The organism is Clostridia bacterium (assembly GCA_026414765.1).
GTDB lineage: Bacteria > Bacillota > Clostridia > Acetivibrionales > DSM-27016 > SKW86.
The window spans coordinates 51691-75241 of record JAOAIJ010000016.1 but is presented as its reverse complement, the minus strand read 5'-3'; the positions used below and the strand labels follow the sequence as shown (position 1 = coordinate 75241).

Annotated in this window: 16 protein-coding genes; 2 read left to right on the top strand and 14 right to left on the bottom strand. The window is 38.7% G+C overall.

What is annotated here, in order from left to right; translation table 11 throughout:
- Positions 1-32: 32 nt before the first annotated feature.
- The 3 genes from N3I35_05070 to N3I35_05060 form a co-directional block, all read right to left on the bottom strand.
- Positions 33-2444, bottom strand: a complete 2412-nt coding sequence (locus N3I35_05070; protein MCX8129456.1) for a glycoside hydrolase family 2 protein — start codon at positions 2442-2444, stop codon at positions 33-35.
- Positions 2445-2777: 333 nt separating this feature from the next.
- Positions 2778-5021: a UvrD-helicase domain-containing protein gene (locus tag N3I35_05065; GenBank protein ID MCX8129455.1), complete on the bottom strand. Its 2244-nt coding sequence runs from the start codon at positions 5019-5021 to the stop codon at positions 2778-2780.
- 232 nt (positions 5022-5253) lie between these two features.
- Positions 5254-7191, bottom strand: coding sequence for a heparin lyase I family protein (locus N3I35_05060; protein ID MCX8129454.1), 1938 nt, complete (start codon positions 7189-7191; stop codon positions 5254-5256).
- A 455-nt stretch (positions 7192-7646) separates the two neighbouring features.
- Here N3I35_05060 and N3I35_05055 point away from each other — a divergent pair, with 455 nt between their 5' ends.
- Positions 7647-10658, top strand: coding sequence for an EAL domain-containing protein (locus N3I35_05055; GenBank protein ID MCX8129453.1), 3012 nt, complete (start codon positions 7647-7649; stop codon positions 10656-10658).
- Positions 10659-10695: 37 nt separating this feature from the next.
- Here N3I35_05055 and N3I35_05050 read toward each other — a convergent pair whose 3' ends face one another.
- The 3 genes from N3I35_05050 to N3I35_05040 all read right to left on the bottom strand — a co-directional run bounded on the left by N3I35_05050 (position 10696) and on the right by N3I35_05040 (position 14181).
- A complete protein-coding gene (locus tag N3I35_05050; GenBank protein MCX8129452.1) occupies positions 10696-11502 on the bottom strand; it encodes a MerR family transcriptional regulator in 807 nt (268 codons plus the stop codon).
- Positions 11503-11579: 77 nt separating this feature from the next.
- Entirely contained in the window at positions 11580-12632 is a 1053-nt protein-coding gene (locus N3I35_05045; protein ID MCX8129451.1) for a BtrH N-terminal domain-containing protein, read from the bottom strand.
- Positions 12633-13152: 520 nt separating this feature from the next.
- Positions 13153-14181 carry a hypothetical protein gene (locus N3I35_05040; protein ID MCX8129450.1) on the bottom strand — a complete coding sequence of 343 codons (1029 nt, stop codon included), beginning with the start codon at positions 14179-14181 and terminating at the stop codon, positions 13153-13155.
- Positions 14182-14470: 289 nt separating this feature from the next.
- Between N3I35_05040 and N3I35_05035 the strand changes: the two genes are divergently transcribed.
- Positions 14471-14878: a hypothetical protein gene (locus N3I35_05035; protein MCX8129449.1), complete on the top strand. Its 408-nt coding sequence runs from the start codon at positions 14471-14473 to the stop codon at positions 14876-14878.
- Positions 14879-14948: 70 nt separating this feature from the next.
- Here N3I35_05035 and N3I35_05030 read toward each other — a convergent pair whose 3' ends face one another.
- From N3I35_05030 to N3I35_04995, 8 genes are all read right to left on the bottom strand, one after another.
- Positions 14949-15173 carry a hypothetical protein gene (locus tag N3I35_05030; protein MCX8129448.1) on the bottom strand — a complete coding sequence of 75 codons (225 nt, stop codon included), beginning with the start codon at positions 15171-15173 and terminating at the stop codon, positions 14949-14951.
- A 168-nt stretch (positions 15174-15341) separates the two neighbouring features.
- A complete protein-coding gene (locus N3I35_05025; protein MCX8129447.1) occupies positions 15342-16118 on the bottom strand; it encodes a glycoside hydrolase family 73 protein in 777 nt (258 codons plus the stop codon).
- 350 nt (positions 16119-16468) lie between these two features.
- Positions 16469-17233 (bottom strand): prolipoprotein diacylglyceryl transferase, encoded by a 765-nt coding sequence (locus N3I35_05020; protein MCX8129446.1) that lies wholly within the window; start codon positions 17231-17233, stop codon positions 16469-16471.
- 672 nt (positions 17234-17905) lie between these two features.
- Complete coding sequence (locus tag N3I35_05015) at positions 17906-18238, bottom strand: helix-turn-helix domain-containing protein (GenBank protein ID MCX8129445.1); 333 nt, start codon at positions 18236-18238, stop codon at positions 17906-17908.
- 466 nt (positions 18239-18704) lie between these two features.
- Complete coding sequence (locus tag N3I35_05010; GenBank protein MCX8129444.1) at positions 18705-19049, bottom strand: aspartate 1-decarboxylase; 345 nt, start codon at positions 19047-19049, stop codon at positions 18705-18707.
- Positions 19050-19371: 322 nt separating this feature from the next.
- On the bottom strand, positions 19372-21021 hold the full coding sequence (locus N3I35_05005; protein MCX8129443.1) for a B12-binding domain-containing radical SAM protein: 1650 nt from the start codon (positions 21019-21021) through the stop codon (positions 19372-19374).
- A gap of 86 nt (positions 21022-21107) precedes the next feature.
- On the bottom strand, positions 21108-22277 hold the full coding sequence (metK, locus tag N3I35_05000) for a methionine adenosyltransferase (protein ID MCX8129442.1): 1170 nt from the start codon (positions 22275-22277) through the stop codon (positions 21108-21110).
- A gap of 79 nt (positions 22278-22356) precedes the next feature.
- Positions 22357-23523, bottom strand: a complete 1167-nt coding sequence (locus tag N3I35_04995) for an aminotransferase class I/II-fold pyridoxal phosphate-dependent enzyme (GenBank protein ID MCX8129441.1) — start codon at positions 23521-23523, stop codon at positions 22357-22359.
- Positions 23524-23551: the final 28 nt, after the last annotated feature.

Genomic DNA, 23551 nt, shown 5'->3' with positions numbered 1-23551 from the left:
TTGTAAAATCATAAACTATCTTGGCCGGTCTTTTATTTTTTCTCTACTTTAAACTCCACTATTTTAGGCTCAAACCTATCAGAGCGTATAGTAACTTTCACATTTCCCTTCTTGCCTGTGGATTTCACCCAAAAAGCTCTGGATCCACCGATGAGAGCTATGTTTTTCGGCCCGATAATTTCTCCCTCTCCTTCTATTTCCAAAGAAACTGCCTCATTCGAATAAGTCAATGTGTTACCGGATTCATCCGTATGCTTTATAACTACACGGCATACATCATAAGTCTCATCTTCAAAAAGTCCGTCTTTATCCGGAACTACGAGCAAGTCACCGGAGCTGAACGGTCCTTTCTTCACTTTTATTACAGCCTTATGGTCTATATATCCTTCAAATTCATATTCCAGCGATTCACATCCCCAGTTGGTGACATAAGGTGCGAAAGTTGAAACCGCTTTCTGGAGGGACATCCTATACTTCAACATAAGCCTTAACATACGTATCTTATATCTTAACGGCAGTTCTTTATCGCCATACTTCATGATCGCATAGAGGATTTTTTTAGCATGCCCCGCATCCTTTGGCGTCATAGCTTCATTTTTCTCAATCAAATCACCGATAAAGTCAGTTATTATGACAGGGGGATGAGGTACATGGGCGAAAACCTCCCTTGCTGGATAATACGTGCCTATATATACACCGTTTTTGTATAGCTTCAGATAGTCGCAGTTTGTAAATACATATACAGTATCCAGTTTACCGGCTTCCCTTTCCCCTATATCCATGGAAGAAGCTACTTCCAGTACAGGCCTGCCATCCTGCTGTGAAGCATAGACTGCTGCAGCCTCCTTCGGAATCCTGAACATGTCCGTAACACCATGATAGCATATACCGTCACCGCTTCCGAAGTCTTTATGAGTATTATAGTCAAACATGCACCAGCCTATAGCTCCGGATATATCCGGAGCACTGTACATGCTTTCCAATACTTTTAAATGTCTGAGGCAATGCTCTACTCTTCCTGCCTCGTTATCAAACTTCTTTGTAGGAAACATATGCCCGTTATGCTCAGTTACCAGATAAGGTACCTTTTTCTTGGTTACAGCCCTGGGTACACACAATGCTTTGTCGCCGCCACGATGAATAAAATCATTATAGGTATAGACATCCTCAAACAGGTGGCTTCCTGCAAAGTTCCTGACACCGCCGGTTTGACGGGTGTCATCCAGGGCTTTGGCAATATTATTTGTTTTCTTATAGAATTCATCGTTGTCCTGTGATTCGTTTATACGTACACCCCAAAGTATTATGCTGGGCCTGTTCCAATCCCTTTTTATCATCTCTTCAACATTTTTTACTGCCACGTCCTGCCACTCTGCATCCCCGATATGCTGCCAGCCGGGAATCTCTTCAAAAACAAGCAGCCCAAGCTCATCACACCTGTCCAGAAAGTGTTTTGACTGCGGATAGTGTGACAACCTTACTACATTTACTCCCAATTCATTTTTCAAAATCTCAGCATCTTTATACTGTGCACTCTTAGGCATGGCATAGCCTACATATGGAAAAGCCTGATGGCGGTTTAGCCCTCTCAGCTTCATTCTTCTTCCATTAAGATAAAAACCGTCACTTCTGAACCGTGCTTCTCTGAATCCAAATCTAACTGTAAACCGATCAACAATTCTATTGTTCATTTTGATTTCTGCTATAAGGTCATACAGGTTGGGACAGATATTATCCCATAATAAAACTTCCCTGACAGCCTGCATGACATCCAGTACTGCGACATTCCCTTCAGTGAGCTGTTTCTCACAGCCAAAAGCCAGAACTTCCCTGTCATCCTTAAGCAAACTGAATTGCAAATTCAGCTTATGGCTCTGTCCGGTATGGTTTTTCATATACAAGCCTATATCCAGCTTTTTGCTTTCAGCCAGCACGTCCCGTGTCTTCACAAACATGTTTTCAATATATATTTCACTTACAAGCTCTATCCACACTTCACGGTACATACCTCCATAGGTCAGGTAATCTACTACATGCCCGAAAGGAGGTATATCAGGGCGCTCTGTAGAATCAACCATGACAACGAGCAGGTTGTCTCCGCCATAATTTATTTGTCCGGTAATATCACATTTGAAGGGGGTATACCCTCCTTTGTGTTCACATATAATCTGGCCGTTAAGGTACACTAGGGCATAGGCCATTACCCCCTCGAAGTGGAGTATGACCCTTTTCCCCTGATCCTTTTCACCAATTTTCAGTCTTCTGCGATAGCAGCTTTTAAACTGTAACAGTTTGTCACTAAAATTATTGTACGGGGTTTCAATATTGGCATGGGGAAGCATCACCGTTTCAAATCCGGAATCATCAAAACCCGTATCGATAAACTCTTCACGGAAATCAGCAAGATACTTCCAGTCGTAATTTAGGTGTATTATTTTTCTCATACAGCTGCCTCAATTCTAATTATCTTGGTTTAGGTCCATCCTCAGCAGCCGGTATCGGGTCGAGTTTATGTGATTTCTATATACAGTAAAAAGAAGGGGTTCGTATATTTTATGGAAAAACATAAGCAGACTTGTCATTCAATATATTCTTTACTTCCGCCTCTTTATCCTCCTAAAGCGGCTAATTACAACAAAATACCAGGTCAGCAAAAAAGGACTTCATTGTCCAAAGTCCGGCGAAGTCCTTTCTTTATACTCAAATGTGGGCAATATACTCATTTTGAAGTTATGGAAAAGCTGCGAAAATCAAACAATTCCGATCACAATAAAAAGCTACTTGCAGGCCGTGCCGATAAACTTGCTTTTCTCTTCCGCATAATACAGTATCAGCCTGTGCAGCGCCCTGGTACATGCAATGTACAAAAGTCTTCTGTCCAACTCCGTATTATAGTTACCGTGAGATGCATTAAATACAATAACAGTATCAAACTCCAATCCTTTAGCCATATATGCAGGAATGACGACTACCCCTTTTGATATCTCGTCATCACTTGATGTAATAAGCTTCAGGCCAACTATATCCTTCAAACTTTTATAAACTATTTCTGCTTCTCCTGAAGTCTTGCATATAACTGCTATGGACTCATAGCCTTCATATATAAGGGTATTTGTGTCATCAATAATGCTCCTGCAAATATCTTCAATAGTTTCTTTGCAACTCACCAGCGGTTCATTTTCATGCCTTTCGAAGGGAACTATATCCTGCATGGTACATAACAGCCTTTGCGAAAAACTGCTTATCTCAAAGGAAGACCTGTAGCATTTGTTTAGAAAAATTTTTACCCAGCGTTTTTTACTGAACAATCCGGATATAATGTCATATAAGGATATGCTCCCTTTCTTCTCTATCGATTGGTTTACATCTCCCAGGACAGTAAAACGGGCATCTTTAAACAGCATCTTAAAAACTGCGTATTGAACCGGAGTATAATCCTGTGCCTCATCAATGACTGCATGTCTTATACCAGAGAAAGATTCGGATCCCTCCAGTTTCAGCTTTAATAAAAACATGGCTGCGCTATCTTCAAAAGTAATAAAACCATTTTCCAGGGCCTTTCTCGTATATTCAATTACCTCATCCATCCCCTGGGGTAATTCCAAACCCGTTGAAAGCTTCATAAAAAGTTCCATATCGCTGAAGAGCATACTGTAAGTGTGATAATAATCTATTTCAGTAAACCTCCTCATTCTGTTCAGCAACATTTTTGTTTCTTTTATAGAAACCAGTCTGCTGTACGGCTTTATATCAAAATCGTGTCCATCTGACTTCTGGACCAAGGCTTCAATCTTTTTTATCCTTTCCCTTTGCAGCGGGTGTATCTTATCCAATATAACGGATTCCATTCTCTTCAATCTTTTAGCCATAGGCATGTTTATCTTATTATCCAGAAAAATGTTCTTTAATCTTTGACGGGTTTCTATTATCCTTCCTGCATAAAAAACATCGTCAAAGGTTAATATACGCCGCTCATAACACCTTATAACCCTCTCGAGTATTTCTAAAAATACCATTGAACCCTTAAACTCAATACATCTTTGTTTTATGTTTACCTCATTTATACATGAAGTGGTGATCAGCTCTTCAAGCTGCCCGGCTCTGGTCTCTATCTTGTATTTAGAGCCCAAGCTGTCATGTACAAGCTCGTCAAAAGTAACCTGGTTTACATTTTCTTCACCCAGCTCGGGTAATACATCAGAGACATACCTGCTGAAAACCGCATTGGGTGAAATGATAATAATGTTTTGATTGCTTATTTTGGAGTTCATACCATGATACAGCAAATAGGCTATTCTGTGTAAAGCCACTGATGTCTTGCCGCTTCCCGCTACCCCCTGCACGATAAGCAATTCATTGTCTGTATCCCTTATGACGGCATCCTGCTCTCTCTGAATGGTCTCAACTATATTCCTCATTTTTGCTGATGAATTTTGGGACAGAACATTTTGCAATACTTCATCATCTATTTTTATACTGCAATCAAAAAAGTATTTTAGCCCGGAATTTTGTATTTTAAATTGCCTTTTTAGGAGTACCTCACCGGAGACAATCCCGAAAGGGGCGTTGTATTGAGCCTTCCCCAGCTCATGTCTGTAGAATACTCCGGAGACGGGGGCACGCCAGTCATAAATCAGTATTTCGTGAGTTCTGGAGTCTATAGCGCTATGCAGGCCTATATATATTTTCTCTGCATCGCCTGAACCCTCCTCAACAAAATCAAACCTGCCGAAGTAAGGCTCTTTCAACATTTTTCCGTACCTATCCAGCTGCTTTACCGTATTTCTGAAAGTTGCCGTCTGATTGCTCACCTCGTTAAGGCGCTGGATAACTTCCGTAAGCTTTTCAAAGTCTTTGGTAAAATGAACACTGTTTTCCCACATATCCCTGCCCGCTTCCCTGAGATATTCTTTTCTGCCGGAAAGCAATTCTGACTGTCTGCTGATTTCAGTTTTTATAAAGCTTATAGTTTTTTCCAGATATTCAGTTTCCTCCTGAAGGTTTTGACGGTAGTTGTTCATATTTCCACACTCCTATCAAAATTTTTAAAAAGCCTTGACAAAATAACGCTTATGTTGGTATAATTATTATAGGTATTTATGCCTATTCGTCCAAAATAATACATAATTATATACCTTAAACACTTGTTTTTCAAGTGTTTTTTTGTATTTAGGAGGGACAGGTATCTTACTTACCCCTTTATTACGCTTTAATCCATACAAAATTTCGCTATATGCCAAAATTGCTACCGCATCAGTTAGCCGGCACATAACTTATGTTTTTTGTAAGCACTATCCTCTCAAGTTTTGTACCGTCCTCTCTTAGGTATACATTAAGTGTATGCTGCCCCGTGCTGCCCACATCCACTTTTATCCTCTGCGCATACCCGTTTTGCTGCTGCCACTTAAAGCTGTCCTGCGAAGGGGCTGGAATTTTATAGCCATCATATACTTCATTCCCGTCCAGGCCTATATGGAGCGAATCACTTGAAAGCCCTGACCCTTTAAGTTTTATGTATACATAGTAGGTTCCGGCAGTAGTAAAGTTGATCTTATAGTTAACGCTTGGACTGCCGTTTATATATCCTGTATCACAAAAAAGCCCATTATCCGGCAAGGCCTGCATATAGTATTTAGTTGGAGTTGCAGCAGTATCACTTGCGTATATCCAGCTGTGGTTGTTTTTATCAACCTTGTAATGATACTGTACGGCAGTGATATCTATCAATCCGCTATCATCCTCAGTATAAATACCAGGCTCGTAGGATACAGCTTTTGAAGTGCTGAATTGTACTGCCTGACTGCTTGCGTTAACCTCAGCCACACCAATAAACATATTATTGGGAACTGTTATGAGTCTGCTGTCAGGCACAGCCGTCCATCCGGATAAATCTTCCCCGATTCTTGGAGGAGGAACCCCATTGCCGTTTTCTGTTATTTTGTATCTGAAGGTATTTCCTGCAACTGAAGGGCTGCCCAATACAACCTGTGTATTTCCGTAGTTATTGTTTAGATCCACAGGCAGCAAGAAGGAAAGTCCATTAACCAGTTCCGGAACAAGACCCGGCTGCACGCGTTCTTCTATCATTACTGCGGTAATATCATTAAACTCAACGAGTCTATTATTCTCATCCACTTCCGCCAGACCCAAATGCTGGTAAGAATTTATTTGTATCATTTGATTTTCTGCAATGTCTGTCCAACCGGACAAATCCATTCCTACAGGCAGAAGAGCTACCCTGCCCCCATCTGCATTCTTGAAGTATTTATACCTATGATTGACTGGTGCTTCCTCAATTCTCAGTATGCATTTGCCATTATTCACCATACCTTTAGCATCTTCAAGTCTTGCATCATAGACGCCCCCTGAATTGATGCTGTAGTTGTCTCCTATATATATATCATCATAGTATACTACCCTTTTTTGTACTACAGACCTGTTTGCGGGATTATTCCATTCCCATTTATAAATACCCATTTTCATATAGTTGCCTTTGGAGTCATTTGTTGTGTTTGGCCCTACCCGGGAAAATACCTGCTTTTTGTCTTTATATATTTTTATAAACGGATTCTGGCTGTCCAGCCATCCCCATTTCACATGAAATGCCCATTCTACCCATCTGCCCTTATCATTTGCATAACTGCCCAGGTCAACCAAATCGTAATTGCCCTTATTTTTCATTAGTGAAGTAGTTGAATAGACCCCCTCATCCCAGAGCCTTTCAATATAGTAGTGATTATTTCTCGTCAGCAATGCCAAAGGCGGTGATGTCCACTGTTCGTTTGTATCCGGATAGTTATGCCACTGTAGAATTATTTCGGGTGAGTCCGGGTCATTTTCATAGTCTTCGGCACCATCAGGCAAATATATGTGCACTACATACCAGTTTTCCTCCAGCGGCGTTTCCTCCGGCAATGATACTTCTGAACGTTTTGAACCTTGAATAATGGGATCATCCCTTCTCAGTTCCATTCTTAAAGAATTGTTGCCGGAATTCCTTATATTGTTTACGATTTGCGCACTATAACCGGTTGCTGTGGAAAAGCAGCGGTTCCAGGAGTCAAGATTGCCGGTTTCAAACCCTTCGGTTAATTCCGTGCCGGTTGTTTGGGCTTTTAATGGGCTAAAAAACACAAGGACTGAAATGATAAGCAGTGCTGGCATAAGAATCTTTATTACTCTTTTGTTCATATTTGCCTCCTCGTTTCGTTAATAAAAATGATGATCCTCAGCTGCCGGTCTATTACTTTTTATACATTAGCAGTACTGAAAGCAACACAAAGAAATACTGATACATGCCTCACTCAAGTAAAAGCCTTTTTATCAACTTGTCAGTTATGCAAAATAATTACTACAGAAATTAAGGGCTTTAGAAATTAACATTCACAAACTATTTTGAGAATATTTTTAATCCTGGTACTGATAAGAAAAGCATTCATATATACCACATAATATCCAATTTTATACTATATTCCTTTTTTATGCAACGAAATGTTATCTTTTCTCCGTCTTTACACCCATAGTCCTGATTCTGCATATGGGAAGATAAAAACAGCTTGTAAACTTTTACATAGCGTATTCTAGCAGGATTTACGGTAAACAATGTCGAATACTCCATAGTACATTTATCAGGAGGAGTATATACTATGGCAAAAAAAATAATAGGTATATTGACCCCTCATATGGATGGTTTTTACTTCAACGGCATCCTCCAAGGAATTCATCAGGCTGCTTGCGAGAATAATATCAATACGATTTATTTCCAGACTCAGGATACTTCTCAAACTAATGTTATTTATCACCGGCATTTGGGAATTGAATATGTTGATGGATGGATTGTCCTTCTGAATGCAGTCAAAGACCCGGAATATATTGAGCGTATGGAAGCAATGGGAAAACCGGTAATTTGCACACCTTATACCGGCAACTTCAAAAATTGCACAACATTCATAGTAGATAACGAACAGGGTGGTTATGACGCGACTAGCCATATGATCCAGCATGGTCATATGAAGATTGCCTTTATTCACTGTCTCAACAACGAGGAGAGTATGCTGCGGTACAAAGGATACTTGAGAGCTCTCCAAAATCATGGGATTTCATATGACCCCGACCTGGTTTTCAATGTTCCCGATTTAGAGGATAAAAACCATGGTATCGAAGTCGTACGGGTTATGCAGCAACGAGGCTTTGGATTTACAAGTATTGTAATCAGTGCCGATTTGATTGCGACAGGTATTATCGAATCCTTAAAATCTCTTGGCATACATGTTCCTGAGAATATCGCTTTATTCAGCTTTGATAATATCGATGAAGCAAAGTGCCTGGCACTGTCTTCCGTAGAACAGCCCCTGGTGACTAGGGGAAAAGAGATGTGTGAAATGCTCATAAAGCAAATGGAAGGCCCCTATGAACCAGGTCAGGTTATACAAAACCGGATGGGACTGGTATATAGGCATTCCTGTGGGTGTGAACCCAACCCCACACAAGAAAGCATTGAAGTTTTGTATAATAATGAGTTGGATCTGGTCAGCTATTTATCCAATGTTATCAAGAGAAATCATCATCTGGGAGGGCAACTAATCAAGTCAAACGTAGAAAAAATCAAGGATTTGTCCTGGCTCTCCTACACTACCTATACCTGGGGCTGCTTAGCACTATGGACCAAAGATAGGCATCTCAGAATTGAAAGTATCTACAGTACCAAATCCGGTCCGATGCTGCAGGTAGGTCAGCAATTTACTGAAGAAGCCTTTCCACCTTCCTCTCTCCATGCAAACATAGATAATGATGAGACGCTGACTGTTCACACGATCAGGACAGAAGCGCGGGAGCTGGGCTTTATTCTTCTATTAAGCAACATGTTCGACAAATTTCAGAAAAGATGCTCGCTAATAGACTCAATTGCTCACAGTCTGAATTTGCTGGAATATGCACTGGAACGGGAAGCCTTATATGAAGAAGTCCGCCAAAGGGAAAACCGCCTTGAAATTGTATCTTCTACGACCAATGATGGCATTTTTGACTGGGATCTTTCCACTGATATGATGGAATGGAACCGTAAAATAAATCACATTCTCGATAATGAAGGATTAATGATGCATATCGATGATTTCATCCTCCGTATACACCCAGATGATTTATCCGGTTTTCAAGCCGCACTTGCCGGGCATTACCAGAACTGTTCACCTTTCCAAATAGAATTTCGTATGCAGAAAAAGGAAGGCGAATTCATCTGGATAAGTGCTGCAGGTGAAGCAGTCCGTAACCAGGAGGGTGAGCCGGTACGGATGATTGGTTCTATTGTAGATATTACCGAACGGAAGAGGTCCGAGGAAAAAGTTCATTTTATTGCCTTCCATGATGCATTGACAGGATTGCCAAACAGGCGTTATATTTATGACCGGATTACCGAGGAAGTGGCACAGGCTGACAGGCCTTTCGCAGTCATCATGCTGGATGTCGACCGGTTTAAAACGATTAATGACAGTCTGGGTCATGCTATAGGTGACCAGCTTCTGTGTAAGCTGTCCTTTCTACTGCAATCATCAGTGGGACCTAAAGATATCGTAGCCCGTTTGGGTGGAGACGAATTCATCATTGTGTGTACAGATCTGGAAGGCCTTCCCTATGCCCAAAAGGTTGCACGGCAAATATTGGACGCCTTCAACGTCCCTCTGGACATCGAGGGTCATACTATACATGTAACGGCAAGTATAGGTATCAGCTATTACCCGGAGCATGGCAGGGACCGCGGGGTTCTCATGAAGCATGCCGATATTGCTCTGTATCAGGCAAAGGAGAACGGAAAAAACCGTTTTCACATATACCGCCATGATATGAGCTTTAACTCTCTGCAGAAGTTAACTATGGAAGGCTGTCTGCGCGGTGCATTGAAAGCTAATGAATTTGAGCTCCACTATCAGCCGCAAATCGATCTGTCTACAGGAGCTATTGTTGGTATGGAGGCGTTAATACGCTGGTTTTCTCCGGTTTTTGGCAAAGTCTCTCCAAACGATTTTATCCCGCTGGCTGAAGAAATGGGACTTATCATTCCGATTAGTGAATGGGTATGCCGTCAGGCTTGTATGGATACTAAACATCTTCTTGACGAAGGTTTTCCACCCCTTGTTATATCCGTAAACATATCAGCATCACATCTTGCCGAAAACAGTTTTGTTGAAAACATAAAATCTACACTGTTAGAAACAGGCCTGCCCCCACATTTATTGTGCGTAGAGATTACGGAGCGTGCGGCGATTGAGGAAGTGAAGCTGACTATCCAACACCTGAGTGAATTGATGGATTTAGGTGTACGCATAGCTTTGGATGATTTCGGTGTTGGTAATTCGTCTCTTTCACTGGTTAAAACTTTGCCGCTGGACATTATAAAAATTGACCGGATGTTTATAAAAGATACCCCCCAAAGTGAAATAAGTACAGCAATTTTTAGCACTATACTGGGACTGATCACAGATTTAAGACTCGATAGCTGCGCTGAAGGCATAGAGACTTCGGAACAGTATGAATTGGCGCAAAAGCAGCAGTGCCGTTTTGCTCAAGGGTTTCATATATGCAAGCCCGTGTCTTTTGAAGAGCTAAAGTCCTTTTTAAGCCGTCAGCCGGGCGGTAGTAATAAGGACGCTACCGGCACATGATTTAAAGCGTTTCCTGAAGAGGTTCTTCCTTTGCTATCTATTTTTCAGTGAAAAGACACTGTATTTCAGTAATGAATTTACTTGGATCACTTTTCAGGATTATTCCGGACCCTTTCAGATAAATTTCCCGGATAGGATAGATTATCCTATACCTATTGGTATTTACATAGTCCACAACCTCCTTATATGTTTTATAAATACTTTCATAACTACCCTTATGGATTACGGAAATAACTTTACCGCCCTCCAAAATTTTCCTGACTATACCTGAGTCAGGGAATCCGGCGGATACAGGCATACACACCTCAATATCTGCCTCGTTGTCTACTGAATCATTATCGTAATATAGAGAAAACGGGCTCCCGGCGGTAATATTTCCATAAGTCTTAAATAAGTAATTAATGTATTGATTTATATCATTATATCTGCCTTTATACCTAACAGAAGTAAAGCATATCTCCGGTACTTCCTTGATTACAATATTACTGCTTGTATAGGTATGAACCTTACTTTCAAGCTTGATGAAAGAATTTATCTTCTCTTCCATTTCGGTATAATGAATGATTTTCTGTTTTATCTCACAAAGCTTTTGTTCCATATAAGGCAAAATATTTGAATCCTCGGAGCAGCAAGACAGGATTTCTTTTATACTTTCCAAAGAAAATTCAAGGTTTTTGAGCATATTGATAACTCTTGCTTTTTCAAGGCAGCCCTCGTCATAGTATCTGTAACCTGAATGCTGATCAATATGAGTCGGGCTTAGCAGTCCTATTTCGTGGTAATATCTGAGAGTCTTTATGCTTAGTCTTGATATTTTTGAGAAATCACCTATCTGATATTGCATTAGCTCACCCCAGTGTTACATTATGGGATAATTATAGCATACAAACTCCCTCAATACCCAAGGCTTAACTGAATTAATTATTTAGTAAGGATATTATACGCTTCCTCTTCATAATCTGCCACCTGCTTAAGCAATTCTGGAACTCCCTTCAAACTGTTATTATTATCTATAATGCAGTCAGTAATTATTTCACTTACCTTCCCAATCAGATTTCCGCTCTTTTCGAAATACGCCGCAGCTTTTTTCCAAGATCCATTGCCGTATTCATCACAAAACTCACATAGCACTTCAGCCAGGCGGTCTCTTGCCCCCTGATGCCTGTCGGCAATACCTGTATCATATGATGATAGTTTTCGCGGTAAAGACGGTACGACACTCCCGGAAAAAGTTACAAAATGCGTTAATGCTTGTTTATACCTGTCTTCTGGCAGCTCTTCTTCCCAGCTTAGCAACTCATTCGACAATTTCCTGATTCCCGGTATCCCAAGAAAACTTACCGGAGGCTCTAATACTGCCCTCGCCCTTTTTTCCCATCCTTTATTGATTATATCCCGGATGTCAGGCACCTGTTCACCAAACTGTATTGCAAAAAATGTATTGCATTTATACTGTCCAGGACTATCCTCTTCCCATGCCGCAGATAAATCACTGTAAGGTACTGACTGTAATTCAGGCCTTGAATTGTCATAGACAAAAGCAACCTGTTCTTCATCACTGTATCCTACCATAAGTATGATATGTCCGGGGATATGAATCTTTTGATAATACTTCTCCAAGTATGGCAGGTGAAACATATCAAGACCGAAAAGAATAACAGGCGTTTCAGCTTCTATAAAGCTCTTTACCTTTTTTAAAGTATTTTTAAACCCAATCCCCTCGGAATAATGCATTTTAAATCCCATAATATCTTCTAAGAAGCCATACTGGCGTTTTCCCAATCCCATAGTCCAAAATGTCATGCGAGGTACCGGTGCATTTTTCTGCTTTACATAGGAAAATCCTATTTCACTGATATAGAACAAAAGTGAGTCAGGTATTCTTTTTGAAGTTTTCCACTCAAGCATATCACATATGCCATTTATCGGGCATAGATAGTCACTAGTTCCATGAGGTAATTTAAGCAGCTTCATAAAATCTCTCCTTTTTATTCACTTTTCCTGGATAATTTACAGATCCTCGGATAGTATTTGTATTTGTTTATACAGCTTGTATTATGTTGTGTAATCAGAGTAAACCGTCCAGTAACTGGAGAGTCAACATCTTTTTAGTCATAATAATATGCTTGGCATAAAACTTTCCCAGGCAATAAAAAAACCGCCCTGGTTCCTGAAGTGCGGTTCAATAGTTTTTGAAACTCTCATGTTTACTTTGATATTTAGATACCAATATTTGAGGATATATGCATAATAGCATGAAAGAGAGCTTGTCAGCCCTCTTTCAAATACATAATTGTTTTCAGCAGACAGTTTTCTCGCTACTCATAAAAATCAACTCCTGTCTTTAGTATATATTTTTTATTCATCATCTGTGCCTGGCTGCATATGTTTCTTACGTACAAATTATAACCAAATAATTACTTTTTATTAGTTGAAAATTCTGTTCGTCTTCTATGTTTTATACATATGTGCCAATTCTGGTATTCCATCTATACTATGCTTGCCTGAATAATCCATTATCATCATCTGTTTTGGGATTAATTATAAATACAACTCCATTGCCCGGCAGCATCCAGTCCGTAAACCGGATTTCTATTGACTGTTCACATTGATAGTCAACAACCTTATTTTTATGGCTTTCCATAAAGCAAAAGCTTACTCCGTCAATTTTGTATTCGGCACTATGAAGGTGAAATGCTATATCATAGCTTCTGCATGGCTGAGAGAGTCTATTGCTGAAAATATTATCAGTCAATGGTACTATTGTCTGTGTTTCCATTTCGACTATGCGCCTTGTTTCGCAGTTTATGTCATATACTCCATAAAACCTTACATTATAACCCTCTGTATTTTTTTCCTTGATCCTTTTGTGTTTTAACCTGGCCCTGGCAGCATTTGTGTAGTCGTCTGAATCTATTCTGAAAAAATTTATTTTAAAAAGCTCCTTGTCTTTGCGACCTTCTATTTCTCTCATATCTGTATGAAAAGGGATACTGACGTGCATTGTATTTTTATCCCCTATCTGAGGGTTCATTATTACCATTCTTTTATTCATTACTTTACGTATGGTATTTCCTTCTATATAACACTCAACCCTTACAAAGCATTCATCATAATAGTATCTTCTCAAAAGGTTGATCATTTCTTTCTGTACCAGGTAATAATAATTGTTGTTATCCTGTATTTTACCGTTAAATATAACTCTGGTCTGTAATTTATGAAGCATTTCTTCCATCCGGTCCTGACTTAAATGGTTAATGAACTCATCCTTGGTCATTACTTCTGCTACTTTTTTTGCATAATCTTCAGAAAACCCCCCTTTATCAATTACTATATTTACTAGCCCGGACATAACTAAGCCTATACCAAAATCCTTCAAAATACTCCGGACTATGATATTTCCTAAAATCCCAAAGTCATATTGAGTTTTAGGAAACTCCAGTTCTATATATGCAGAAAAAGTAATCAACAATAATCCAAATACTATGACCCCATAAGCAATCTTAAGTATTTTCTTAAGCATATTGTCCCCCAGGAAGACTTGTACTAATATTATGTTATTTAGCACCCGTCAGGTTATTACTTATTTCCCGGAATAAGTCCGCAATGAAAATTTGGAGCATCAAGTAAATACTGGTATGTATTATGTGTAAGTAGCGTGATTGCAGTGACAAGTATTCATAGGAATATGGAAAATTTCCTTTGCCTATTTACTTAATTTTACACTTATGCTTATAATTGGGTAGATGTAGTAGTTTTAATATTTGGCGGGGTGAGATATTTCAAAATTTTTTAATGTTGGAGGTATTTTTATGTCTAAGAAAAGGTTAATATGTTTTATTCTTTCATTAGTACTTATCCTGAGCTTGAACAGTGCCGCTTTTGCATCTGATTCAGAGACTGAATTGCCGACGTTGAAACTCTCAGTACAACAATCACTTCTTCATATCTATCCACCTATAATGATTTATACAGCTCAATTAAGCTTTATACCACCATCACCGAGTACAGCTCTGAAGGTTGAATTTTATAATATTGTCCCAGGTCCTACCCCAACTTCTCCTACTCAAGTAGTTTTTCTCGGTTCTGCACCTGTAGACAGTACCGGGAAAGCTGTTTTAAGCAAACAAATCATGCCTGGTACATATACTGCAATTTCAAAAATTGTTATTTCTACTAACACTATATGGTCAAATAAGGTAGACTATAAAGTTTATTAATAATCAAAAATGTCTTTGCCCCGCCTTATTATCAGGAGCCATTTTGATCTGAACAAAATAGTATGTGCTACTATTTTGCTACTCGCTCAATATTTCTGATTTTAAGACTTGCTGAAAGTATGTTTTCCTTACTAAATACCCTTAGCTGGTTTCTTAAGAAACAAAAGGCTTTGATACTCTTTTCATCTATCCCTATTACTTTTATATCTCTTTGTGTAAGCTCACTACCTTTTTGATATACGATGGATATTGTAAGGTTTCTATCCAGCGAAGCTTTCAGAATATGATTTATCATAAAATCACTCCAATTTATGGTATACAAATATAATATTACGAACACGCGTTCGTGTCAAGAAAATATATTAGTAAAGCAAAAATGGCGGTTGCCATTGTTATGACAAACCGCCAGACCCACAAGCCTTACGCATTATACTCCCGAATTTGCTCCCGCTCTTTATACATCTCATTTACTGACATATGCTGCGGATTTTACTAAAAACGACTTCATACGGCTTACTGATAATACACCTTCCCTAAATTCCTTCTTCATATCAGAAGGATTGCCTATGACCCCCAAGGTGTTCCATGCATCAACCGCACTGGACAAATCTGTGACATTGCCTTTGACATAAGTAGCCGACTTCATAAGTAAGGCCTCAAACCTTGATGGAGTAAGCTTCTTGACCTCAAATTCATGTTTCATATCACCGGGATTTCCTATTACCTTCCTTCCAGCAGCTATTTCTTTTCCAGACCATATATCAATCGCTTCTTCAAGAGAAAGACCTACTTTATCATACTGGTTCAAGCTATATTTTTCGATTAAGCTTATTAGCTTGTCAGAGTATTTAGGGTCTGTAGCATAACCACATTTTTGCACCTGTATTGCTGCTTCCTTATAATCCTTTGCTATTAATACTGGCTTGTACCTCGTTTTTGTTAAGAAAACTGCATGATCTTCTATACTTTCATCATAAGATTTATACTTCCGGAACCTTGCTTTTACAGTTGTCCATTCACCCCTGTAACACTCTTTGGTATCAAACTCTTCAAAATCGTACCCGCATCCTTCCTTCCACTTTATTCCGAAGAGATTGAAACATCTTTTTGAGAGACCAGATTGTCCATAGTTACTCTCTAATATAGCCTGTGCCAGTGTGAGTGATGGTAATACCTTATATTTATTAAAAGCTTTTATTGCCCCATCCTTTACTAGCTCAATGAACTGCTTTTCATCCATTTGATCACCCCTCCCTTTTTCCGTTAAACTAAATCAGTTGATATTCTCATACAGTATATGCATATATTGTAACATTTTGTAGAAATTTTAGTAAATATGTTTTTTTACGAACTTATGGACATACTCTTTAGTTTTCTGGAATTTTTATAGTTGAATGCACTATAACTGCGGGAGGCATAGCTGGAAAGGGTGACATCAGGAATAAGCCGGAAGTATTGCAAATGGCAAAAGTGTCCGGTGAGAAATTAGTTTCTATTGATTAGTGTTATTGACTATAGTAAAAAATATGCCTTAGGTAAGAATCTCGGAATCATTGACGGAAGGATACCGTAGTATTAAAAGTAATATGTTTATTCACTTACATTCTTTGTACCATATGCCCTCACAAGTACTATGCTGCATCCGATAACAAACAAGAAAATGGAAATAAATTGCGAAGTGGATAAGCTTCCAACACTTCCACGAATCAAATCTCCCCTGAAAAACTCAAGAATAAATCTCCCTACACTATAAAAAATCAAGTAAAGGCCTGCCACCTGTCCATGTGCTTTTATCCTTTTTGCAAAAAAAATCAATATGAAAAAATGAAGAAAGTCCAATCCACTTGAAATCAGCTGAGTGGGAATCAATCGAACTCCATTCGGAGCATAAGCGGACTCGTGAAATTCAATTCCCATAATGCCGGTTGTTCTCATTCCATAACAGCAGCCTGCAAGAAAACAGCCAATCCGGCCAAATCCTTGCGCTAATGCAACAGAAGGCATAGCCAGGTCAAAGTATTGCAGAAAATTAAGTTTTTCTTTTTTGCAAAACAGAAATCCCGCTAAAATTCCTCCTATAATGCCTCCATATACTACAAAGCCGTCTGATAATGCAAATATGATTTTGGGGTTAGATACAATCTCTTCAATCTGAGTTATTAAATACAGAAATTTTGCACCGATAAGTCCCCCGACCAAGCACCAAATGGTTAATCCAAAAATCCTTTTATGGTTCAGGTTTGCTTTTCTAGCTCTGTACTCTGCTACTACATATGCTGCTATTATACCGATCGCAATCATTAGCCCATACCCATAAACAGTGATTGGACCGATTGATATTATCTCATTCTTCATTATTTATCCTTTCATAATACCTGATGCAGGTAATCTTTAATCCACCCTGTATATCAAAAATAATGTACCTAAGCTACATTATAACCTAAAAACATAAGAATGGTAAAGCTTATGTTAACTTTAGTCAGAAGCCTGCTACAAAAAAACTCCCCTCCTCATGCGGTTTTGTCATAATCGATTATATATAATTTGTCTAACATACTGCATTAAGTATCTGCACGCCGAAAAAAACACTTGGAATAAATCACAAAAGCCGGAACAGCATTCCTGTCCGGCTTGATATATAAATAGGAGGCTTCCTAGTAAATATATTCTATCCCATAAATATTAAGACATCTTTATGATACTATGAACAAATTGTAAACTACACCTGCAAATCTAAAACTATGTTCCTGTCCGACGTATAGCGTAAAAGATGTTGCAGCAAGCATCCTTGAATACAATAAAGTGGACTATGCGATATAGGAACGAGGGTAGAATTTTAAGCCAATTTCTGATAATACTTGTCAGGCGGCTGGAACAACACCTTTAAAAATCACTCCAACCACCCTGAAGTATCCAGCTTCATTGCCGGACGAGCTAGATAACACAGTATGGAGATAGCTACACCCTAACGAAATTATTTATTATTTCTACCGCCGTGGGGAAATTCATTTTTACTGTTGCGCTTGTTTAATGTTCATTTTTCAGACTCAGCTCTTGGACATTCTTTAGTAATTTATATATTACTTCCAACTGGGTATCATTAAACAAATCCAAAACATTCTTTAGTTGCACTGATAGTTCTTTATGATCATCACCAGTAAGTATATATTCAGTTGAAACAGATAGCGCATTTGCTATACGATATAAAGTATCTGCTGAAAAACCCTTTTGACCAGTTTCTATTTCATAAAGAAACTTTGGCGAAATTTCTACTAGTTCAGAAAATGCTTCACGCGTCATATTCCTTAGTTCTCTTAGTTTTCTGATTCTCAACCCTGCTTTACCATAAATGTTACTCATTAATGTCGACCTCCTGAAACTATTTTAAATGTTTTTTTAATATGATAAAACTGCCAATCGTTCTAAATTTTGAGAATTCTAGCAGTAATCAAATAATATACATAATTTTGTAAATTTTTCAACGTAGATAAGCTGTAAAAACAAGGCAATATAAACACATTTCCACAAGAAAATGCAATTTATTTCAAATACTTCCAAAGGAGGGCAGATACTTTCCCGTAACTCACAAAGAATTGAAATGAACCATAAATTAGTGCTTCAATAATATTCTTTTTTCCTTCGCTCACTAAATCTCTACTTCTTATCATAAAAACAGCTTTCTATGATATTTAGATTTTATCATAAAAAGCTGTTTTTAGGGATTTTTTTACAGTCTCATACGTTTTATGACAAATATCACCTTAATTTCTACATATTCAGCAAGATTTTTGCCCTTAAATAAATAGAGACTTTATATAGTGAATAATTATGTAGGACTATTATTTTCATCTACATGTACAATAATCGGCCGATGGTTTGCTGCACTATCTTCGTTCATACAGACAAAAGACATAATAATGACTTTATCACCAATACTGACGAGTCTCGCTGCTGCACCATTTACGCATATCATGTTGGGTGCGTCACTTTCTATTACATATGTCTCAAATCTGGATCCATTATTTATGTCCACTACCAGAACCTTTTCATATTCTTTGATATTTGACTTTTTAAGGATTTCTGAAGAAATCGTTATAGAGCCTTCATAATTTATGTTTGCATCTGTAACGGTAGCTCGATGTATTTTTGCCTTTAACATTTCTATCATTATTATTACCATTCCTTTCGCAAGCCAAAGGCATAAAACAAAATGAATCTGTTGCCTTTGAGTGTATTTTTTTTGACTGTACTGCTGAAACTCCAGGTAGCTGTAAATCACAGAGGGCTAAGTGCCTGTCTTTCTTAATAGCTTATAAGTTTTTCGATCAATTAGGAAAAACATTTACCTCTTGGATCTTATTATGCTAAGAGGTATATCAATGTGGAAAGTTAGCCCCGCTCTAAGTTTGTATCTTCTTATTGCCTGGTCCAATGTTATCTGATACAAACTTTTCGCAGGGCTGTTTTACGGTAAGCCAACTATCCGGTATATATTAGCGGAAATTAAAGTACTCCTCGGGAGATAATCCGGCATGGTTCAACTGCATGTATAGGGATAACCTGTTCTGTTCCAATGCATCACTTACCTCTTTAAAGCAGGCCAGATTCCAATACTTTTCAGTAATTGCCTCAGTTGTATCCTGGTTCCAGCCATTCATTTCCGTCGCATCAAGCAATTCCCTGAAACATTTTGCATTCGATTTGTTTATCTGTTTCAGCAAATCCCACGCGCGATCTTCATTCTCCTTAATTATCGGTTGAATTTGCGGGTACTTGGGAATAAAATTACGTTTCAGATAATTAATCAGCTTAAACTCTTCGCGTATGATGTTTCCTACTTTTTTAGCACACAGGTACACCTTTGAAGATTCATTCTCATGATATTTGTAATATAAGTAATTAGAGAGCTTGCCTATGTCTTCATTAACATAATGATAGGAGTAGCAATTCGTTTCTTTGTCCTCTATCAATAACCCGTCTTTTTTAACTTTGTAGTAGATTGATGAAAATTCCGTAATCCCACATCTCTCTACAATATAGTATAATACAGAAGCAAAGTATGTCTTTTCAAGGTAATCGATATTATCTCTAAGAGTTTTGTATGACGAATAAGGATTAAAATTGATAAAACCTATATCTACAGCAATATCATTCTCTCTGAAATATTCTATCGCCTTGACATTGTCTTCTACTGATGCGATCTTTTGATAGAGCTTTAAGTCCTGTGTGTTTCCTGCCTCAATTCCGAAGATTAAACCAACAAGTCCCGATTTCTTCATTAACTCCATCTTTTCTTTATCAAATTTCTTGTATACTTCTGCTCTAAAATAGGTTTCATATGTAATATCCAATCCTTCATCAACGATCTTCTGCGCAATATCCCACATCCGGTTTGTACATCCGGCATTATGATCTTCAAAGCTGTCATCAATAAACCAGAATCTGTTAACATTGTATTTCTGTACGATTTGCTTAATTTCCTTTACTATGTTTTCCGGGCTTCGTCCTCTCCATTGATTACCTGCATTTGTTCCCCAGAAATTCTGGTGCCAGCAAAAGCTGCAGTTTGCCAGACAACCCCTGCTTGTGGATATATAGGCATACTTGAGCTTATTATTGAGTAATAAATCTCTTCGGGGAAATGGAAGGGAATCTAAATCTTCGATCAGTTTTTCACGGGGGTTCTTGATAATCTGATCCCCATTTCGATAAATCAAACTTTTGATCGTGCTCGGGTCTTCATTATTCTCTATTGCATTCGCAAAATTCCTGAATGCAATTTCTCCTTCCCCATAAATCACATAATCAAACAACGGGTATTTTTTCAACAATTCCTCACCGTACAGCGTAGGCCAATATCCTCCCAAAACAAACTTAGCCCCGGGTAGATGCTCCTTAATAATCTTACATACCTCTAAAACTACCTTCTCCGTTGTAGAATACATCGGAATTCCGATTATATCCGGCTTGTCTTTATAAATGGCATCTAAATCAAGATAAGTACGGGTTGAGTTGACCAGTGCCACTTCAAACCCGTCTTCTTCCAAAACAGCGGCTATTGAGCAAATTCCGACTTCCTCTGTAATGATGGCATTTTTCTCTGTCAATACACTTAATAAAAGTATTTTTGTTTTCTTTTTCATTTTATCCTCCTTCTGCATAATAACTGCAATATAGACTTATTTTTATTATGCTCCCGGTATTTACGGCTGCAGTAATGCCTGACATATCAAGATTCCAGGTAAGCTTTCAGTTTATCTTTCATATCAGTTCTTTCCCATGCCAGATCAAGATCATTCCTTCCAAAGTGGCCATATGCAGCTGTCTGGCGATAAACCGGCTTAAGTAAATCCAAATGCCTTATGATAGCTAAAGGACGCAGATCAAAAACCTGTTCTACCGCCTGTGTTATCCTTTGTTCAGATATTTTGCCGGTTCCGAATGTGTCCACCATAACCGATACCGGTTTTGATATTCCAATGGAATATGCCAGTTGTACTTCACATTTTTCTGCTAACCCTGATGCCACTACATTTTTTGCGATCCATCTGGCGGCATAAGCTGCGCTTCTGTCGACTTTTGTGGGGTCTTTACCGGAAAACGCTCCTCCCCCGTGCCGTGCATAACCACCATATGTATCAACTATAATCTTTCTGCCGGTCAAGCCGCTGTCTGCCTGAGGTCCGCCGACTACAAACCTTCCGGTAGGATTAATGTAGTATTTTGTATCTCTATTAGTAAGCTTCTCTGGGATAATCGGATTAATTACATTTTCTTGAATATCCTTTCGGATTGTCTCAAGCGGGATATCCGGTAAGTGCTGCGCAGAGATAATTACTGTATCAAGTCTTACGGGAAGTCCATCTACATATTCGATGGTTACCTGTGATTTTCCGTCAGGTCCTAAGTATGGTATTGTTTTGTCCACCCGTACCTCAGTCAATCGTTTACACAGCTTATGGGCCAATGTAATCGGAAGCGGCATTAGTTCAGCCGTCTCATTGCAGGAGTATCCAAACATCATACCCTGATCGCCGGCACCCAGATCAATATTCTGGCTCTTATCATCAAACCGGTTCACCCCCATTGCAATATCGGGTGATTGCTTGTCAATAGAAGTTAATACTGCACAGGTATTTCCGTCAAAACCGTATACAGTACTGTCGTATCCGATATCCAGCACCACCTTTCTGACAATCTGGGGAATATCTACACTACAGCTACTGCTGATCTCACCCATGACAAAGATCACCCCCGAGGTGCAAGCAACCTCGCAAGCGACCCTTGCATTCATATCCTGCTTGATAATCTCGTCTAAGACGGCATCTGATATCTGGTCACACATTTTATCAGGATGCCCGTTAGTAACAGATTCGGATGTAAACAAGTAATTTTTCATATCTCTTTTCTATGCTATCCTTTTGGAAAAGCATACAATCCTTTCTAAATATTTTGGAAAAACTGAGATCTTTCAAGTGCTAAACATATGAAAAGAATTCTACCAATAAATCAATTCCCTCTTTGTATCTTTTTGAAGAGTATGACAGCCTTAACGTTTCAGGCAGACCAAAGTCCGACCCGGGAACAGTTGCCACCAGCTTATCATCAAGTATCTTTTTCGCCAGATCAAAGCTTGTGTTATAGCTATGCTTCTTCATAAACTCTGAGCAATCCAGCGTAATATAAAATGATCCCTGTGAATTGATCGGGCGGACTAAATCCACTCCTTGAAATTTAGCAACCGTATAATCTCTTCTGTCTTTATAAGTTTTTACTATCTGATTGACTTCTTCCTGCATTTCTAGTGCCTTAATAGCCCCATATTGCACTACAGGATCTGTAGTTAACAGTGTATGATGCTGGATTACGGTCAAAGGCTCAACCAGTTCATCAGGCACAATGCAGTAGCCGATTCTTTTTGTATACATCCTATATGCCTTAGAAAATGCATTAGTAGTAATAAAAACCGACTTTGTGTCCTTCAGGTTCATTACAGATTTATTTGCTTCATCAAAATATACATTGGAATAAATCTCATCATTAATGATGACCGCCTTACCGTTGACGATACTATCTATCTCGTACAATTCCTCATCTGTAAGGACATTGCCTAGTGGATTTCCTGGTGTGTTGATAACAACTATTTTTGTTTTATCGGTAAAGTTGCTGCGGAAAGATTCCATATCTACCCTGCATGAAGCCAAATCTATATCGTAATATCTTACTCTAGCCCCGACCAATAAGGCGCAAAACCGGTAGAGCGAATAATACGGTCTGGGAATTAAGACTTCATCCTGCTCAGAACAAAGCAAATAGAACAAGTTCCTGAATATACTGCTTGAACCCGGCGCAATGATAAAGTTTTTTTCATCAATGTTAACGCCAAACTGTTTTAGGTAGTATTCCGACAGCTTCTTTTTCAACTTTGGCAAACCACCCGGAAATACCAATGAGTTCTTACTGAAATTTTCAGTCGCTTCTTTCATTTCATCTATTATGTCCTGATGGAGCTGAAATTCCGATTTCCCGAGGGTCAGCCTGATTACTTCCTTTTTTTGATTCTCTTCAATTTCATTCGCAAGTTCATCCATATCAAACATCAAAAACCTATTATCCGCAAAACTAAAATTATTTTTTATGTACATATCCTTTCTCCTTCCTTTTGTTTCTTAA

Coding starts and splice junctions, on each gene's coding strand:
- N3I35_05070 (MCX8129456.1), bottom strand. CDS start 2,444: ATGAGAAAAATAATACACCTAAATTACGACTGGAAGTATCTTGCTGAT.
- N3I35_05065 (MCX8129455.1), bottom strand. CDS start 5,021: ATGAACAACTACCGTCAAAACCTTCAGGAGGAAACTGAATATCTGGAA.
- N3I35_05060 (MCX8129454.1), bottom strand. CDS start 7,191: ATGAACAAAAGAGTAATAAAGATTCTTATGCCAGCACTGCTTATCATT.
- N3I35_05055 (MCX8129453.1), top strand. CDS start 7,647: ATGGCAAAAAAAATAATAGGTATATTGACCCCTCATATGGATGGTTTT.
- N3I35_05050 (MCX8129452.1), bottom strand. CDS start 11,502: ATGCAATATCAGATAGGTGATTTCTCAAAAATATCAAGACTAAGCATA.
- N3I35_05045 (MCX8129451.1), bottom strand. CDS start 12,632: ATGAAGCTGCTTAAATTACCTCATGGAACTAGTGACTATCTATGCCCG.
- N3I35_05040 (MCX8129450.1), bottom strand. CDS start 14,181: ATGCTTAAGAAAATACTTAAGATTGCTTATGGGGTCATAGTATTTGGA.
- N3I35_05035 (MCX8129449.1), top strand. CDS start 14,471: ATGTCTAAGAAAAGGTTAATATGTTTTATTCTTTCATTAGTACTTATC.
- N3I35_05030 (MCX8129448.1), bottom strand. CDS start 15,173: ATGATAAATCATATTCTGAAAGCTTCGCTGGATAGAAACCTTACAATA.
- N3I35_05025 (MCX8129447.1), bottom strand. CDS start 16,118: ATGGATGAAAAGCAGTTCATTGAGCTAGTAAAGGATGGGGCAATAAAA.
- N3I35_05020 (MCX8129446.1), bottom strand. CDS start 17,233: ATGAAGAATGAGATAATATCAATCGGTCCAATCACTGTTTATGGGTAT.
- N3I35_05015 (MCX8129445.1), bottom strand. CDS start 18,238: ATGAGTAACATTTATGGTAAAGCAGGGTTGAGAATCAGAAAACTAAGA.
- N3I35_05005 (MCX8129443.1), bottom strand. CDS start 21,021: ATGAAAAAGAAAACAAAAATACTTTTATTAAGTGTATTGACAGAGAAA.
- metK (MCX8129442.1), bottom strand. CDS start 22,277: ATGAAAAATTACTTGTTTACATCCGAATCTGTTACTAACGGGCATCCT.
- N3I35_04995 (MCX8129441.1), bottom strand. CDS start 23,523: ATGTACATAAAAAATAATTTTAGTTTTGCGGATAATAGGTTTTTGATG.